This is a genomic window from Streptomyces roseolilacinus (assembly GCF_014649335.1).
Classification (GTDB): Bacteria; Actinomycetota; Actinomycetes; order Streptomycetales; family Streptomycetaceae; genus Streptomyces; species Streptomyces roseolilacinus.
Genome location: NZ_BMSV01000004.1, coordinates 262,398 through 277,848, shown reverse-complemented (window position 1 = coordinate 277,848; position 15,451 = coordinate 262,398). Strand labels below are relative to the sequence as shown.

Genomic DNA, 15,451 nt, shown 5'->3' with positions numbered 1-15,451 from the left:
GCGCAACCGGACAGGGGGCCGACGAGTGACGACCGCGCAACCGCCCGCGGAGCGCCGCGCCGCACACCGGAGCGCGCTCCGCGGCCTCCCGGCGGCCGGTCCGGTCCGCAGGCCGGGCCCGGTCGGTGTCGTCGTCACGGCGACGGTCCTCGCGGCGGCCCTGCACGCCGGGTGGTTCCTGCTCGTCGCGAACAGCGGCGGCGACCTGGCGGCGCAGGACGCGTGGGCCGACTTCGCGGCCCGGCACCCCGGCTCGTCGTACAACCTCGCCTGGTACGGCGGGATGCACACCGTGTCGTACAGCGTGCTCTCGCCGTACGTGATGGCGCTGTTCGGCGTGCGGACGACGATGGCGGTCGCCGGGACGGTCTCGGCGGCGCTCACCGCGCTGCTCCTGGTGCGGACGCGGACCGTCCGCAACCCGCTCGCCTGTTCGCTGGCCGCGGTCTTCGCGCTGCTGTGCAACGCCCTGTCGGGGCGGGTGACGTTCGGGCTGGGCCTGATGTTCGCGCTGGGCGCGGTGGCCGTCGTGTTCTGCGGCCGGTGGCCCCGGCCGCGCGGCCCGCGCCCGAACCGCGCGGTACGGGGCGCGGCCACGGCGCTCCTGGCGGGCACGGCGACGGCGGCGAGCCCGGTCGCGGGACTGTTCCTGGGCGTCGTCGCGGCGGCGTTGTTCCTGGGCGGCCGGCGTCCCGCCGCGTACGCGCTGGGTGTGCCGCCGGTCCTGGTGGTCGCCGCGTCGGCGCTGCTGTTCCCCTTCTCGGGCACGCAGCCGATGGCGTTCGGGACCGTGCTGCTGCCGCTGGCGTTCGGCGTGCTGTGCCTGCTGGCGGCGGACCGGACGTGGCGCACGGTCCGCACGGCGTCCGCCGTGTACGTGGCCGGCGCGCTCCTCACCTGGCTCGTCGACTCGCAGGTCGGGTCGAACGTGACACGGCTGCCGATGCTGTTCGCGGGCGTGGTGCTGCTGGCCGCCGTGCCGTACGCGGCGTCGCGGCGGGCCCGCTACGGGCTGCTCGCCGCGCTGGTGGTGTTCCACGGGTGGGTCGGGTTCAAGAGCGTCGACGACGTGCTGGTGACCGCGCCCCACGCGTCGTGGGACCGGCACGCGACGCGGCCGCTGCTCGACGAACTGGAGCGGCGCGGCGCCGAGCGGGCCCGCGTGGAGGTCGTCCCGGCCCGCAGCCACCGCGAGTCCAGCGCGCTCGCCCCGTACGTCACGCTGGCGCGCGGCTGGAACCGCCAGGCCGACCTGGAACGCAACCCGGCCTTCTACGACGGCTCCCTGACCGCCGCGAACTACCGGGCGTGGCTGGACCGGTGGGCCGTCCGGTACGTCGTCCTGCCGACCGGCACGCCCGACACGGGCGCCCGCGAGGAGACCGCCCTGATCGAGGGCGGGCTGCCGTACCTGGACCTGGTGTGGTCCGACGCCCACTGGCGTCTCTTCTCCGTCCGCGACGCGAAGCCCCTGGCGGGCCCGGCGGCGTCGGTCGACCGGGCGGCGGCGGACCGCGTCACGCTCCGCGTGGAGAAACCGGGCAGGGTCCTCGTCAGGGTCGCGTACTCGCCCTGGCTGTCACTGGTGGACGAACGGGGCGAGCGCCTGGCGTCAGCGGGGAGCGCCGAGGGCGCGCCCTGCCTCCGCAGGGCCGCCCGCACGGCGGACGGCGACGAGTGGACGGAACTCCAGGTGCCCTCGGCGGGGACGTACCACCTGGCCTCGCCGTACACCCTCTTCCCGCGGGGCACCCCCTGCCCCTCGGCGTCCCGCTGAGGTCCTCGCGCGCCCGCCGCCGGGCGGAGAGGCACCCCGCCGGGCGGGAAAGGTGCCCCGCCGGGTGGGAGACGCGTCCCGCCGGGTGGCGCCGCCGGCCGTCCGGCTACCGCGCGTCGTGGAAGATCACGCCCAGCACGTGCCGCTGTCCGCTGTGCACGGCGCTCACCCCGTGCCGCAGGGTCACCCGGCTCCAGCCGCGTATCGAGCGGACCGGGCGGTGGCGGACCGCGAAGACCATGCCCTGGCCCTGCCGGGGCCGTTTGACGACGGGGCGCGACTGGGCACGCGGCCGCTGCTCGACGAACACGCTCTCGCCGCCGGTGAAGTCCTCGTCCGGCCGGTCCAGCATCACCGCCACCTGCAGGGGGAACGTCAGCTCGCCGTACACGTCCTGGTGCAGGCAGTTGTAGCCGCCCGGTCCGTACCGGAGCAGCAGGGGGGTCGGGCGGTGCTGGCCGGCGGCGGCGCAGGCCGCGACGAGGCCCTCGTGGTCGTGGGGGAACCCGGCTTCCCCCAGCCTCTCCGCCCAGGTGGTGGCGATGTGCGCGAGCGGTGGGTAGAGCCGCTGCCGCAGCGTCCGGACGAGGTCCGGCAGGGGATGGGTGAAGTAGCGGTACCGTCCCTCGCCGAAGCGGTGCCGCGCCATCGTCACCGTGCTGCGGAACAGCGCGGGTTCGTCGAACAGCGCCCGGACCTCGGCGCACTCCTCCCGGGTCAGCAGCGGTGGGGTCAGGGCCACCCCTTCCTCGTCCAGCTCGGCGGCGAGCGCGACCCAGTCGAGGTCCTGGAGGGCGGGTAGTCCACCGGCGCTGGGCGGATGGGCGGAGCCGCCCGGGGACGCGCCCGGGGAGGCGCCTGGGGAGCCGGTCGGGAAAACGGCCGGGGAGGCGGTCGGGCCCGCGGGGGGCAGGCCGGGCAGGTGGGGTGTTTCGTAGGCGCTCACGTGCTCCACGCTCCGGGTCGGAAGGGGACGGCGGATGCCGGCGGTGGGGAAGTGCGCCGGCGCCCGCCGGTCACCGGGACGGAAGGCCCGCCGGGAGGGCGGCCGCTTCGAGGTCGAGGAGGAACCGCTTGGCCTCCAGGCCGCCCGCGTATCCGTTGAGGCCGCCCGTGGAGCCGACGATCCGGTGGCACGGGAGCACCACGCACAGCGGGTTGGCCCCCAGCGCCGTCCCGACCGCCCGAGCGGCCCGCGGCCGGTCGAGCGCCTCGGCGAGCCGCGCGTACGTCGCGGTCCGCCCGTACGGGACGAACTCCCCGAGCGCCGACACGGTCCGGCGGCTGAACGGTGTCGCGAGCCGCAGGTCCATCGGCACGGTGAAGTCCCGGCGCCCACCGCTCAGATAGGTGTCGAGCTGCGCCCGCGCCTCGTCGAGCACCCGGCGCTGCGCCGCCGTGGCCTCCTCCTCGTCCACCGTGTGCGTCCCGGCCCTCCTCGCGCGCTCCGCCGCCGCCTCGGGCGGGCCGAAGCAGCACAGCACGAGTGCCTCGTCGGTGGCCGCCAGCACGAGCGGTCCGAGGGGGGTGGTGTGCACCGCCACGGCGGCGGTGACGGCGACGGGGCGGCCGCCGGTGATCCTGGTGCTGGTTCGCATGGTGACTCCGTGGGTTCGTCGTTGCCGTCGGGCTACCGTCACACGGTGACGGGCCGGCAGCTCTTGCACGCGCGGTACCCGGCCCGGCCGGCCTCGCGCGCCGTGCGGAAGGGGACTTGGTGGCGCGGGACGATGCGGCGGGCGTGGGCGCAGGTCGGGTGGCAGTAGATGCGGGTGGTGTCGCTGCCGAGGAACACCACCCCTCCGCGGCGGAGCTCCACCTCCCTGTCCAGGTCGACGCCCTCCGCGGCGCGCAGCGCGTCCCCCGCGCCGGGGACGAGGTCGGCGTCGCAGGGGGCGCCGCCGTCGTGTGTCACGCGGTGGGAGGGGATCAGCACCGCCACCGGGTTCCTCGCCAGGGCTCCGACCACCGCCGTCGCCGGGACCTCGGCCTCCCGCGCGATCCAGCCGACGGGCCGCAACTGCCCCGGCGGGATGGTCCGCACGGCCTCCAGCACCGCCCGCTCGGCCGTGGTGAGGCCGGACAGGTCGATGGGCAGCCTCCTCGCCCGCCCGGTGCGCAGGGCGGTGACGACCCCCGGGAACGGCTTGGTCGCCGGTATGGCCGAGCGGTGCGTACGGACGCGGTGCCGTTCCTCGAAGGCCGTCGCCGTCAGTCCCGCCGAGTCGAGTGCGGCACCCGTCACGGCGTCCGGCCCCGCCGCCACGAACAGACCGCCGGCAGGCGTTTCGAGGCGGACGTACGTGTCGTACTGCTCGCGCTGGATGCCGACGCGCCGCAGCACGCGCAGGGCGAAGTCCTCCGGGGGGTCCGCGGCGAGCCCGATCAGGTCGCCCGCTGCCCGTTCGAGACGGGTCGGCACCTCGTGGTCACTCTGTCTCACGTCGTCACCTCCTCCAACACCGGTACCTCCGGATCCAGCAGCTGACGGAGACTTCTCAGCCCTCTGGACACCTGTGCCTTGGCCGTCCCGACCGGGCACCCCTGCACCTCCGCCACTTCCGCGTAGCTCATCCCCATCACATGGCGGAGCACGACCGCCATCCGCTGGTGCTCGGGCAGCTTCAGCAGTGCGGAGACCAGGCGCCTGCGATCGTCGGACAGCGCCGCGCGCTCCTCCGGTCCGGGCCGGTGGTCGGTCCAGGAACCGGCGGCTTCCTCCACGGGCACCCCCGTCAGGGCGGGGCGTCGCGTGCAGGTGCGCACGTGGTTGCGCCACACGTTCGCGGCGATGGTCAGCAACCAGGCACGGGGCTTCAACTCCCTCCGTCGCTCGGGGTCGTATCCCTGTAAGGCGGTGTAGGCGCGCAGGAACGCGTCCTGTCCCAGGTCGTCGGCCTCGGTCCGGGAGCCGGAGACCCGGAGCAGGAACGTGTACACCGACCTCCCGTGCACCCGGACCAGCTCGGTGAACCCACCGTCGAGGTCCGCAGCCAGGAGCTCGGTCAACTGCTGCTCGGCCTTCTCGTCCATCAGTGAGAGGAACACCGCCCCGGACGGAAAGGTTGCAGCGAGGCAGCGGAGCCGACCGGTGGCGGAGCGGGAGGGCCTGCCGACGGGCCCGTCCGAGGACGCGCGGTGGAGGACGGCCCGCGGGCACGGTCACTCCGGCCGGGCCGCGGGTGGTCGCGGCACCGGTGCCGGACGCCGGGGGCCTCCGGGCGGATCGCGTGGACGACGGGCGACTCCGTCGCGCCGTTCACGCCACGACGCCGGTCGTGGAAGCGCCGTGACGGTGCCGGGGCCTTCGGCGATCATCGCCAGGAGGCGAAGGCTCCGACTCAGGCGCCGCCCTCGCCGAGGTAGTCGGCGCGTCCGTCGTCGTCGACCTCGAACGGCTCGGGCGGGATGACGCAGAACTCGTTCCCCTCGGGGTCGGCCATGACCAGGAAGCCGCCGGCCGCGTACCGGTCGAGCCGCCGGCCCCCCAGTTCCTCGACGCGCGCCCGGGTGGAGGCCGGGTCGGAGGAGGAGACGTCGAAGTGGACGCGGTTCTTGCCGGACTTCGGCTCGGAGACCTTCTGGAAGCCCACCCCCGGGCCCGCGCCCCGCGCGAGCCACACGTAGGGCCCGGTCCTTCCCGTGACCGGCCTCCCCAGGAGCTCGGACCAGAACGACGCCAGCCGTTCGGGGTCGACGCAGTCGACGATGACGTCCCTGATCCCCACCGGGACACCGGCCCCGCCCGCGTCCTCGCGGCCCGCCGGGGTCCGGTCGGCGTCGGCCCGCTCAGCCACCGTGCCCCCTGCGGGGAACGACGCGCAGGGCGCGGTAGTCGTAGCCGTCCTGCTGGAAGCCGGGCGCCTGCCACTCGAGGTCCACCCGCTGCCCGGGCGACAGCGTGCGGAACCCGGTCACCTCGATGGTGGAGTAGTGGGCCCAGCAACCGCCGGGGGTCTCCGGGCTGTCGAGCACCCCCCACCCCTCCTCCTCGCGCCACTCACGAACAGTCGCAGTCACCATGATCGCGACTCTACGAGCCCCGGGGCCCCCGGCGGAACCGCCGACGCGCCCGTACACGCCGACGACCGTGCCCGCACCCGCCCACGCCGACGCCCGCGCCCCTGCGGCGGGCGGCTGCCCGCAGCCGCGTCCCGGCCACCGGGGAGGGGCCCGGCGCCGCCTCCGCCCCGGTGGCCGTGACCTGTGGCGACCGGCACCGCACGGTCCCTTCGGCACATGGATGGGCGAGACCGTCGTCGCTGGATAGAGTCGGCTCGTCACGACCGGTCGTGGGGACGGCCGGGCCGGTGACGTCGATGTCCTGGGGAGGGCCTGTAGGGATGAGCCGTCGCTCCACCGGTCTGGTCGGTGTCTGGGCCGAGATGCAGCGTCAGCAGCAGCGCCAGCTGGAGGCCGACGCCCGACGGCGCAGGGAGCAGGAACGCCAGGAGCGGGCCTACCAGCGGCGCGTCGCGCAGAGCCACCGGGAGTACCGGCAGGCGGAGGCCCGGCGGCGTACCGAGGAGCTGGACGCGCGGGTCGCGTCCCTCCGGGGGCTCCTGGCCGCGGGCTGCCGGGCCCCGGCCTTCCGGGCGGCCTCGCTCCTGCGCGCCGAGGAGGTCCAGCCGTTCTCACCGGGGCCGCTCGCCCACCCCGTACCCCTGCCGAACCCCCACCACTACCAGGCCCAGGGCGGGTGGACCGCGAGCCGGCGCGCCCAGGCGGAGGCCGAGGCGCGGGCCCGGTTCGAACACGACCTGCACGCGGCACGGGCCGCGGAGGCGCAGCGCCTGCACCAGCTGGAGGCCTACCGGCGGGAGTACGAGCAGTGGGCCGAAGCCCGACGGTCGGAGGTGCGCCGGCACAACGCCGGCATCGCCGAGGTGACCGAGGGGGTCAGGCGCCGGGACCCCGAGTCCGTGGTCGCGTACTTCTCCGCCGCCCTCTACGCCTCGACCGCCTGGCCGGAGGGGTTCCCTCGGCAGGTCTCGGCGGCGTACGACGCGGCGGCGCGGCAGCTGGTCCTGGACTGGGAGATGCCCGGTCCCGAGGTCGTCCCCGAGACGAAGTCGGTCCGGTACATGCCGGGAACCGACCAGGACAAGGAGACCCCCCGCCCGGTGGGGCAGCGGCGCGCGCTGTACCGGGAGGTCCTCGCGCAGTGCGCGCTGCTCGTCCTGCACGAGCTGTTCGCGGCGGACGAGTCCGCCGCACTCGACGCCGTGGCGCTGAACGGGTTCGTGGACGCCCCCGACCCGGCGACGGGCCGGCGGACGCACATCCACCTGGTGACCGTCATGGCCCCGCGGTCCACCTTCACCGGACTGCGCCTGGAGCAGGTCGACGCCGTCAGCTGCCTGACCGACGCGCTCAGGGGACAGCTCGCGGCCCGGCCCGACCAGCTCTCCCCGGTACGCCCCGGCCGGCGCCCGCAGGAGGTGGGCGACCAGGTCGTCACCCACGGCGACGGCGGCGAGGAACCGGACCTGTACGAGATGGACCCCCTCGCCTTCGAGTCCCTCGTCGCCGAGCTCTTCCGGGCGATGGGGATGCAGGCCGTGACGACGCAGCGCTCGAACGACGGGGGCGTGGACGTCGACGCGCTGGATCCGGCACCCATCCGAGGCGGCAAGATCGTCGTGCAGGTGAAGCGCTACCGCAACACCGTGCCGCCCACCGCCGTACGCGATTTGTACGGGACGGTCCAGGACGTCGGCGCCAACAAGGGCGTACTGGTGACGACGTCGAAGTTCGGCCCCGGGTCCCACACCTTCGCCCACGGCAAGCCCCTGGAGCTCGTCTCGGGCAGCGAACTGGTCGACCTGCTGCACCGGCACGGACTGCGCGGACGGCTGGGCGGGGCCGGGCGGGCGGCCCCGGCGCGGCCGGCGCCGCCCGGCCCCGGCGCCCGGCCCGACGACTCCAACGTGCTGGGCATGTCCTGGTCCGGTGACGTCGCGCTCGACGTGTGCGCGCTCGTCTGCCGCGGCACCCGGGTCCTCAGCGACGACCACTTCGTCTTCTACAACAACCCGCAGACCCCGGACGGTTCCGTGGGCGCGCTGCCGGCCGCGCCACCGGACAGGGCGGCGATCCGCGTCTCCTTCGAGGCGCTCCCGGAGGAGGCCGACCGCTTCGTCCTGGTCGCCGCCGTCGACCCGGAGACCGATCCGGAAGCCGACCTCTCCGGATTCACCGACGCCCGCATCCGGTTGCTCGACCCGGCGATGACGGAGATCGGGCGACTGGAGGTCTCCGACGGCCGGCCGGGGGAGACCGCCCTGGTGCTCGGCTCCTTCCGGCGCAGGCCCAACGGGGACTGGGACTTCGTCCTCGGCGGCCGGGGGTACACGGGCGGACTGGAGCAGCTCCTCCGGGACCACGGGGTCGAGGTGGAGTGACACGTCCCGGCACGGCGCGCGGCGGTGGCCCCGGAGCGGTCCCGGCACGCGCGCCGCCGGGGGCCCTTCCGGCCGCCGGACGAACCGGCCCCGCCCCGGTACGCGAACCGGCCGGTGTTCCCCCTGTGGCCCGATCCGCGTTTTCGCGGAAGCGGAAGCGGAGCCATTCATTACCGAATGGGGGACCGCCCGCAACCGGAAGTGGAAAATCCCGGCAAAGCCCGAGGCGGTGACGCCGATGCCCCTTGTACGCGGCCCCTTCCCCGTTCACTTGAACCCGTTAACTTATCCACTTGAACCGGTTACCTCCGTGTTCCCCCTGCCGCACACTGGCATCCTCCCGAAGAACACCAGGAATGAAGATTTCGGCTGATTCTCGATGTGAGGATGCGATGACGGCACCGCTAGTAGACGCAGACGCCCTGGTAAAAACCGACCGCTCCAGGTTGATCCACCCGCACCTGCCCGGTGATGTCACCGACCGAATCGTCATGGTGGAGGGTTCCGGCTGTCGGTTACGCGACGCGCACGGCCGCGAGTACCTGGACGCCACCGGCGGGCTCTTACTCGCGCACGTCGGGCACGGGCGGCGCGACCTGGCCGAGGTCGCGGCCGGACAGATGACGAAACTGGAGTATTACAGCAGCTTTCACGAGTTCACCAACGAACCCTCGATCAGGCTCGCCGAGAAGCTCATCGACCTGGCGCCCTCTCCGATGGAACGGGTGTACTTCACGAGCGGCGGCGGCGAGGCGGTCGACGCCGCGCTGCGGATGGCCCGGCTCTACCACCACCGCCGGGGCGAGCCGGAGCGCACGTGGATCCTCGCCCGCAACTTCGGCTACCACGGGGTCTCGTACGGCGGCGCCGCGGCGACCGGCATGCCCATGTTCCACCAGGGCTTCGGCCCCATGCTGCCCAACGTCCGGCACCTGACGCCGCCGATGCCCTTCCACCCCGAGATGTACGGCGGCGAGGACCCCACCGAATTCTGCCTGCGCGAACTGCGCGAGACGATCGAGGAGATCGGCGCGGACCGCATCGCGGTCATGATCGGCGAGCCGATCCTCGGCGTGGCCGGCGTGATCGAACCGCCCAGCGACTACTGGCCGCGGGTCCGCGAACTGCTCGCGTCCCACGGCATCCTCCTCATCCTCGACGAGGTCATCACCGCGTTCGGCAGGACCGGGCACTGGTTCGCCGCCGAACGCCTCGGTGTCGCCCCCGACTTCGTCGTCACCGCCAAGGGGCTCACCTCGGGCTACTTCCCGATGGGCGCGCTGCTGGTGGCCGACCGCGTGGTCGACGTCGTCGCCCGCGACGAGGGGTTCATCGGCGGCTACACCTACGGCGGCCACGCGACCGGGTGCGCGGTGGCACTGGCGAACCTGGAGATCATGGAGCGGGAGAACCTGCTCGCGGCCGCCGTCGACGTCGGCGACCACCTCGGCGCCCAGCTGCGCCGGCTGGAGGAGCTGCCCATCGTCGGCCAGGTGCGGCAGATCGGCCTCATGATCGGCATCGAGCTGGCCCAGGACCCGGACACCGGGGAACCGCTGTCGGCCGGGTGGGTCCCGCCGCTGGTCCGGGAACGCAGCGGGATCATCGTCCGCAACAACCCCAACACCGTCCTGGTGAGCCCGCCGCTGGTGATGAGCCACGACGAGGCGGACCAGGTGGCGGCGGCGGTGACCGACGTCCTCACCGAGTACGCGACCAGGAAGCGGAAGCGGCCGGCCGCGCCGGCGGTGGTCCTCCCGGTGCTCGACACGCCGTGGGACCGGCCGCCCTCGATGCCGGAACTGCTCGCCGCCGCCATGGAATGGCACTTCGACCCGAAGACCGGCTCCCGGTTCTGGCTGGAGCGCGCCAAGAGCCTGGACTTCGACCCGCGGAAGGACGTCCGCACCGAAGCCGACCTGGAGCTGTTCCCGAACGTCGTCGACGAGCTGCGCGACGTCCGCGTGGAAGACCTCGTCCCCCGCGGGTACGGGGACCGGCGGATCGCGCTGGACGTCTACGAGAGCGGCGGGACGACCGGTGCGCCCAAGCGCATCGCCTGGCTTCCCGACCTCCACGACCAGCTGAACTCGTGGCACTCCCAGGTCCTGGACGACCGGGGCGTCCCCCACGGGGCGAACTGGCTGACGATCGGCCCGAGCGGACCGCACATGTTCGGCCCCATGGGCCGGACGCTGGCGCACCGCCGGGGCGGCATCCCCTTCACCGTGGACCTCGACCCGCGGTGGGCCAAGAAGTGCGCCGCGGAGGGCAGGTCCGAGGAGAGCAGGAGGTACCTCGCGCACGTCCTCGACCAGGTGGGGGAGATCCTGCGCAGCCAGGACGTCGGCGTCGTCTTCACCACGCCGCCGCTGCTGGAGGCGCTGGCCGGCCACGAGGAGCTGGCCGAACTCGTCAACCGGAAGGTCCGCACCCTCATCTGGGGCGGCGCCTCGATGGACCTCGACACCCGCACCCTGTTCCGCAAGGAGGTGTTCCCCGGGGCGCAGCTGCTCGGCTTCTACGGGAGCACCATGGTCGGCGCCGGCATGTACGAGCGGGCGGGGCTCGCCGACGACGAGCCGCCCACCTTCGACCCGCCGTACCCGTTCGTCAGCCTGCGGGTCGTCGACCCGGACACCGGGAAGACCGTGCCCTACGGCGAGCGCGGCCAGGTGGTCATGAACCACATCAGCCGCAGCATGCTGATCCCGAACAACCTCGAACGGGACACCGCGGTCCGCCTGCCCGGCGCCCCGGGCCTCGGCGGCGACGCGGTCGCCGACATCAGGCCGGTCCCGACGTTCGGCGGCACCGCCGTCGTCGAGGGGGTGTACTGACGATGCCCGGTTCCCCGGCACCGCTCCACCTCGACGCCCTCGGTCCGAGCGGCCCCTACCGGGCCCAGGCGAGGGAGGTCGTCCACGACGTCACCGGCCGGCCGGTCGCGGAGCTGAGCATGGTGCCGCGGCTGTACGTGCAGCGCGGCCTGGCGGCGCTGCGGCGGGCGGAGACGCTGCCGCCGGACGAACGGGTGCCGGCACTGGCGGAGGCGGGCCGGCTGTTCGCCACCGCCACCCTGAACGGCATGACCGCCGGGCAGTACGAGCACGCCGTCGCCCGGGTGAGCGGCCTGCCGATCACGATGGTGCGGGAGTCCACCGCCGGCATCGCGGCGGGCCTGGCCGGCGCGTACGGCTTCGCCGGCCAGGCCCGGCCGCGCGGCAGCCGGGACACGTCGAACGGCGCCGGCACCGCGGTGTGGATCCGGCGCGGCGACGTGCTCGCGGTGCTCGCCGCCGGCAACCACCCCGGGATCCACGCGCAGTGGGCGGAGGCGCTGGCCCTCGGCTACCGCGTCGCGGTACGGCCCTCGCGCCGCGAACCGCTGAGCGCGCACCGGCTGGTCACCGCCCTGCACGAGGCCGGGTTCGGCACGGACCGGGTCGTCCTCCTGCCCACCGACCACGGCGTCGCCGACGACCTGGTGGGGGGCGCCGACCTGGCCGTGGTCTACGGCGGCGACGACGTGGTGGACAAGTACCGGTCCAGTACGGCCGTGCTGCCGCACGGGCCGGGCCGGGCCAAGATCCTGATCACCGCGGACACCGACTTCACCCGGCACCTCGACACGATCGTCGACTCGGTCAGCCGGGAGGCCGGCGCCGCGTGCGTGAACGCCACGGCCGTCTTCGTCGAGGGGGACCCGGCCCCGGTGGCCGAGGCCCTCGCCGACCGGCTGGCCGGTCTCCCGGCGCTGCCGCCGGAGGACGACCGGGCCGTGCTGCCGGTCCGGGGGCTGGACGCCGCGCGGAACCTGGAGAAGTTCGTGCACTCCGAGGCCGCCGGCGCCAGGGCGTGGCTCGGCGGCGACACCATCGTCGCCGAGCTCGGTGACGGCGCCGCGGCCCTGCGCCCGGCGGTGTTCCAGCTGGACCGCGCCGACGCGCCGCAGGCGCGCCTGGAGATGCCGTTCCCCTGTGTGTGGGTCGCGCCGTGGAGCCGGGCCGACGGCCTGGCCCCGCTCCGCGACACGATCGTGCTCACCGCGCTCACGTCCGACCGGGACCTGGTCGGGCGCCTGCTCGACGAACCCACCGTCCGCAACCTCCACGTCGGCGACCACCCGACCCACGTGCTGGTGCCCGGACTGCCGCACGACGGCTACCTCGGCGAGTTCCTCATGCGCAGCAAGACGTTCACGGACGCGGCCCCGGCGGCGCCGTAGCGGGACGTACCGGGAACCGGCCGCGTCGGGGGAGCCACCCTCGACGCGGCCGCCCGTGCCCCTGGAACGCCGCACCTCACCCCTGCGCGGTTCCGGCCTCCCGGTACGAGAAGGCGAGTTGACTGCGGGTGATCACAGTGTGGGGGTGGGTCTTGCCTAGGACCCGTTCGCTTTGGGCGAGGGTGGTTTCGAACAGGGGGATGGCCCGTTCCAGGTCCCCGGCCTCCCGGTAGGCGTGGGCGAGGTTGTGGCGGGTGGTCAGGGTGTCGGGGTGGGTGTCGCCCAGGGTCCGCACCTGTTGGTCGAGGGTGGTCTCGAACAGGGGGATCGCCCGCTCCAGGTCCCCCGCCCTCTGGTAGGAGGCGGCGAGCTGGTTGCGGGTGATCAGGGTGTGGCGGTGGGTGTCGCCCAGGGTCCGCACCTGCTGGGCCAGGGTGGTCTCGAACAGGGGGATGGCCCGTTCCAGGTCCCCGGCCTCCCGGTGCGCGTGGGCGAGGTTGTGGCGGGTGGTCAGGGTGTCGGGGTGGGTGTCGCCCAGGGTCCGCACCTGCTGGGCCAGGGTGGTTTCGAACAGGGGGATGGCCCGTTCCAGGTCCCCCGCCTCCACGTAGGAGGCGGCGAGCTGGTTGCGGGTGATCAGGGTGTGGGAGTGGGTGTCGCCCTGGGTCTGTTCGCTTTGGGTGAGGGTGGTCTCGAACAGGGGGATCGCCCGCTCCAGGTCCCCGGCCTCCCGGTAGGCGTGGGCGAGGCTGTGGCGGGTGGTCAGGGTGTCGGGGTGGGTGTCGCCCAGGATCTGCACCTGCTGGGCCAGGGTGGTCTCGAACAGGGGGATCGCCCGTTCCAGGTCCCCCGCCTCCAGGTAGGAGACGGCGAGCTGGTTGCGGGTGACCAGGGTGGCCGGGAGGGCGTCGCCCTGGGTCTCCACCCGTTGGGCGAGGGTGGTCTCGAACAGGGGGATGGCCCGCTCCAGGTCCCCGGCCTCCCGGTAGGCGTGGGCCAGGTTGTGGCGGGAGGTCAGGGTCTCGGGGTGGGTGTCGCCCAGGGCCCGCGCGTTGTGGGCGAGGACGGCCTTGCGCAGGCCGGGGGTCTGGTAGTCACGCCCCTGGAGGAAAAGGTGCTGGGCGGTGGCGTTGTACGTGGCGCTGGTGTCGGACGACGTGGGGTGCCCGGGCGGCGTGGTCTCCAGGAGGGCCATGACGTGGGGTATCAGCCGCTGCCACCGCCCGGTGTGAGCGGCTTCCGTGTCCGACTCCGGCGGGAGCGCCTGGTGGACGGCCCGTTCGGCCTCGTACCGGCCCCGTGGCGCGGCGGAGTCGCCGGTGCGGTGGGAGCGCAGGACGGCCTGGACCAGGCGGTGCACGCTGACGCCCTGGTGCCCGGTGAAGGCGATCATGTTGTACGCGTGCAGGGCGCCCAGGGCCTCGCCGAGGCGGAGCGGGTCGGGGCAGAGCGGGGCGAGCAGGGTGCGGGGGATGTCGCCGGGGGCGAGCCAGGCCATGGCGTGGAGGAGCGTGATGGCCTGCGGGTCGCGGCGCTCGATGGCGGTCAGGGTGTGGCGCCAGATGCGGGCGATGGTGCGTTCGGGGTCGATGCCGCCCGCGGCCGCGTTCATGACCTGCCCCAGCATGACCCGGTAGTCGGCCAGGGTGATGCCGGTCTCGAAGAGGTAGGCGCCCGCCTGCTCCAACGCCAGCGGCAGGTGGCCCAGTTCGGTGGCGAGCGCCGTGGCGTCCCGGCGCTGCGCCGGTGTGAGGACGTGGTCCGGTCCGAAGGCGAGGGAGCACAGCAGGGCCACGGCCGTGTCGTCGTCGAGCAGGCCCAGGGGCATGGTGGGGGCGATGCTGTGCCAGCCGGTCGCGATGCGGCTGGTGGCCAGGTGGTGCCCGTCCGGCAGGGTGCCCAGGTAGTGGCGCAGGTCGGCGGGGTCCTCGACGTTGTCGAAGACGAGCAGCCAGCCGGGGTGCCACTGCAGCCACAGGATCGCCCACGCGGCCCGCTCCCGGGTACCGGCCGACGCGGCCCACTGCGGGCACAGCCGGGTGGCGAGGGCGGCCAGACCGGCGACGACCTGCTCGGTGCTCGTGGCGTTGATCCACCACACCAGCGTGTAGGCGTGCCGGTGGGCATGGGCGTAGTGCAGGGCGAGCGTGCTCTTGCCGATCCCGCCCAGTCCGTGGATCGCCCGCGTCCCGGACCCCTGGGTGACCGCGGCCTCCCCCTCGGCGGTCAGGAGCCGGCGCAACGTGGCGAGTTCGTCCTCGCGCCCGACGAACACCCCGGACGCCGACCCGGGCAGGTTCCCGGCCCCCGGCGGGGCCTCCACCTCCCTGGCCCAGCGCACCGCCTCGGCCGGCAGCATCACCACCCGGGCGCCGTCCCCGGTGATCGCCACCCCGACGTCGCCGCCCACCGCCACGGACCGCTGCCCCGTCGCCTGCGGGCCACCGGCCCCGGGCACGAGTCCGTCCGTCACGGCTTGATCGTCGCGTTGTCGCCGGTGACGGCCGTACCGATGGTCTTGGCCGCGACGGACCGCTCACCCGACGCCGTCACGTTCACCGTCTCCCCGGCCGCGGGCAGCATCCGGGCCAGCTCGGCCGACAACCCGGCGTCCTCGCGCAGCGCGCGCTTGACCTGCTGCCGCAGGGCGGCCGCCGCGTCCGCGTCCTCCGGGGCCTCGGCCGCGTCCCGGACGGCGGCCTCCAGCTCCACCCGCCCCCGCTCGTCCCGGCGGTCCCACACCGCCCGCAGGATCCGCCGCCCCAGGTTCGCCGTGGCGTCCACCGCGGCGCTCTCCGCCCGGGTGAACACCGTCACCCCGTACGCGCCCACCGCGGTCGTCAGGCACGGCCCCGCCCGCTCCACCAACCGCACGATCTCCGTACTCACTCGACCCCCCGGAACTCGCGGTCACGCCAGTGTCCAGCGTAGGAACAAAACCCCACGGGCAAGGCCCGAACCCCCGAACCGCCCCCGGGACCCGGGGGGCTTCCCGGTCCCGCGCCCGCACGGGGGCGGCCGAACGGTTTCACGCGGTGTGCG

The 15,451-nt window shown here is 74.3% G+C and carries 12 protein-coding genes; 4 read left to right on the top strand and 8 right to left on the bottom strand.

Annotated features, from left to right (window positions below; all coding sequences use genetic code 11):
- Positions 1-25: 25 nt before the first annotated feature.
- Positions 26-1,777, top strand: coding sequence for a DUF8823 domain-containing protein (locus IE106_RS11455; protein WP_373295937.1), 1,752 nt, complete (start codon positions 26-28; stop codon positions 1,775-1,777).
- Between the two features lie 106 nt (positions 1,778-1,883).
- Here IE106_RS11455 and IE106_RS11450 read toward each other — a convergent pair whose 3' ends face one another.
- The 6 genes from IE106_RS11450 to IE106_RS11425 all read right to left on the bottom strand — a co-directional run bounded on the left by IE106_RS11450 (position 1,884) and on the right by IE106_RS11425 (position 5,800).
- A complete protein-coding gene (locus IE106_RS11450; protein ID WP_229840287.1) occupies positions 1,884-2,723 on the bottom strand; it encodes a 2OG-Fe(II) oxygenase in 840 nt (279 codons plus the stop codon).
- A 70-nt stretch (positions 2,724-2,793) separates the two neighbouring features.
- Positions 2,794-3,375, bottom strand: coding sequence for a methylated-DNA--[protein]-cysteine S-methyltransferase (locus tag IE106_RS11445; RefSeq protein ID WP_189532640.1), 582 nt, complete (start codon positions 3,373-3,375; stop codon positions 2,794-2,796).
- Positions 3,376-3,413: 38 nt separating this feature from the next.
- Positions 3,414-4,220, bottom strand: coding sequence for an MGMT family protein (locus IE106_RS11440; protein ID WP_229840285.1), 807 nt, complete (start codon positions 4,218-4,220; stop codon positions 3,414-3,416).
- The gene (locus tag IE106_RS11435; protein ID WP_189533183.1) at positions 4,217-4,810 is read right to left on the bottom strand and encodes an RNA polymerase sigma factor; all 594 of its coding nucleotides are present in this window, start codon (positions 4,808-4,810) and stop codon (positions 4,217-4,219) included. The genes IE106_RS11440 and IE106_RS11435 overlap by 4 nt, the downstream gene beginning before the upstream one ends.
- A gap of 308 nt (positions 4,811-5,118) precedes the next feature.
- The gene (locus IE106_RS11430; RefSeq protein ID WP_189533181.1) at positions 5,119-5,505 is read right to left on the bottom strand and encodes a VOC family protein; all 387 of its coding nucleotides are present in this window, start codon (positions 5,503-5,505) and stop codon (positions 5,119-5,121) included.
- Positions 5,506-5,566: 61 nt separating this feature from the next.
- The gene (locus tag IE106_RS11425) at positions 5,567-5,800 is read right to left on the bottom strand and encodes a cold-shock protein (protein ID WP_189532639.1); all 234 of its coding nucleotides are present in this window, start codon (positions 5,798-5,800) and stop codon (positions 5,567-5,569) included.
- Positions 5,801-6,120: 320 nt separating this feature from the next.
- On the opposite strand from IE106_RS11425, the gene IE106_RS11420 reads away from it, so the two are divergent.
- The 3 genes from IE106_RS11420 to IE106_RS11405 all read left to right on the top strand — a co-directional run bounded on the left by IE106_RS11420 (position 6,121) and on the right by IE106_RS11405 (position 12,409).
- Complete coding sequence (locus IE106_RS11420) at positions 6,121-8,181, top strand: restriction endonuclease (RefSeq protein WP_189532638.1); 2,061 nt, start codon at positions 6,121-6,123, stop codon at positions 8,179-8,181.
- Positions 8,182-8,672: 491 nt separating this feature from the next.
- Positions 8,673-11,021 carry an aminotransferase class III-fold pyridoxal phosphate-dependent enzyme gene (locus IE106_RS30820; protein WP_308427867.1) on the top strand — a complete coding sequence of 783 codons (2,349 nt, stop codon included), beginning with the start codon at positions 8,673-8,675 and terminating at the stop codon, positions 11,019-11,021.
- Between the two features lie 2 nt (positions 11,022-11,023).
- Complete coding sequence (locus IE106_RS11405; protein WP_189532637.1) at positions 11,024-12,409, top strand: aldehyde dehydrogenase family protein; 1,386 nt, start codon at positions 11,024-11,026, stop codon at positions 12,407-12,409.
- A gap of 76 nt (positions 12,410-12,485) precedes the next feature.
- Here IE106_RS11405 and IE106_RS11400 read toward each other — a convergent pair whose 3' ends face one another.
- Together IE106_RS11400 and IE106_RS11395 are read right to left on the bottom strand one after the other, a co-directional pair.
- Positions 12,486-14,882 (bottom strand): tetratricopeptide repeat protein, encoded by a 2,397-nt coding sequence (locus tag IE106_RS11400; RefSeq protein WP_189532636.1) that lies wholly within the window; start codon positions 14,880-14,882, stop codon positions 12,486-12,488.
- Complete coding sequence (locus IE106_RS11395; protein ID WP_189532635.1) at positions 14,879-15,298, bottom strand: hypothetical protein; 420 nt, start codon at positions 15,296-15,298, stop codon at positions 14,879-14,881. Before IE106_RS11395 ends, IE106_RS11400 begins: the two co-directional genes overlap by 4 nt.
- Between the last annotated feature and the right edge of the window lie 153 nt (positions 15,299-15,451).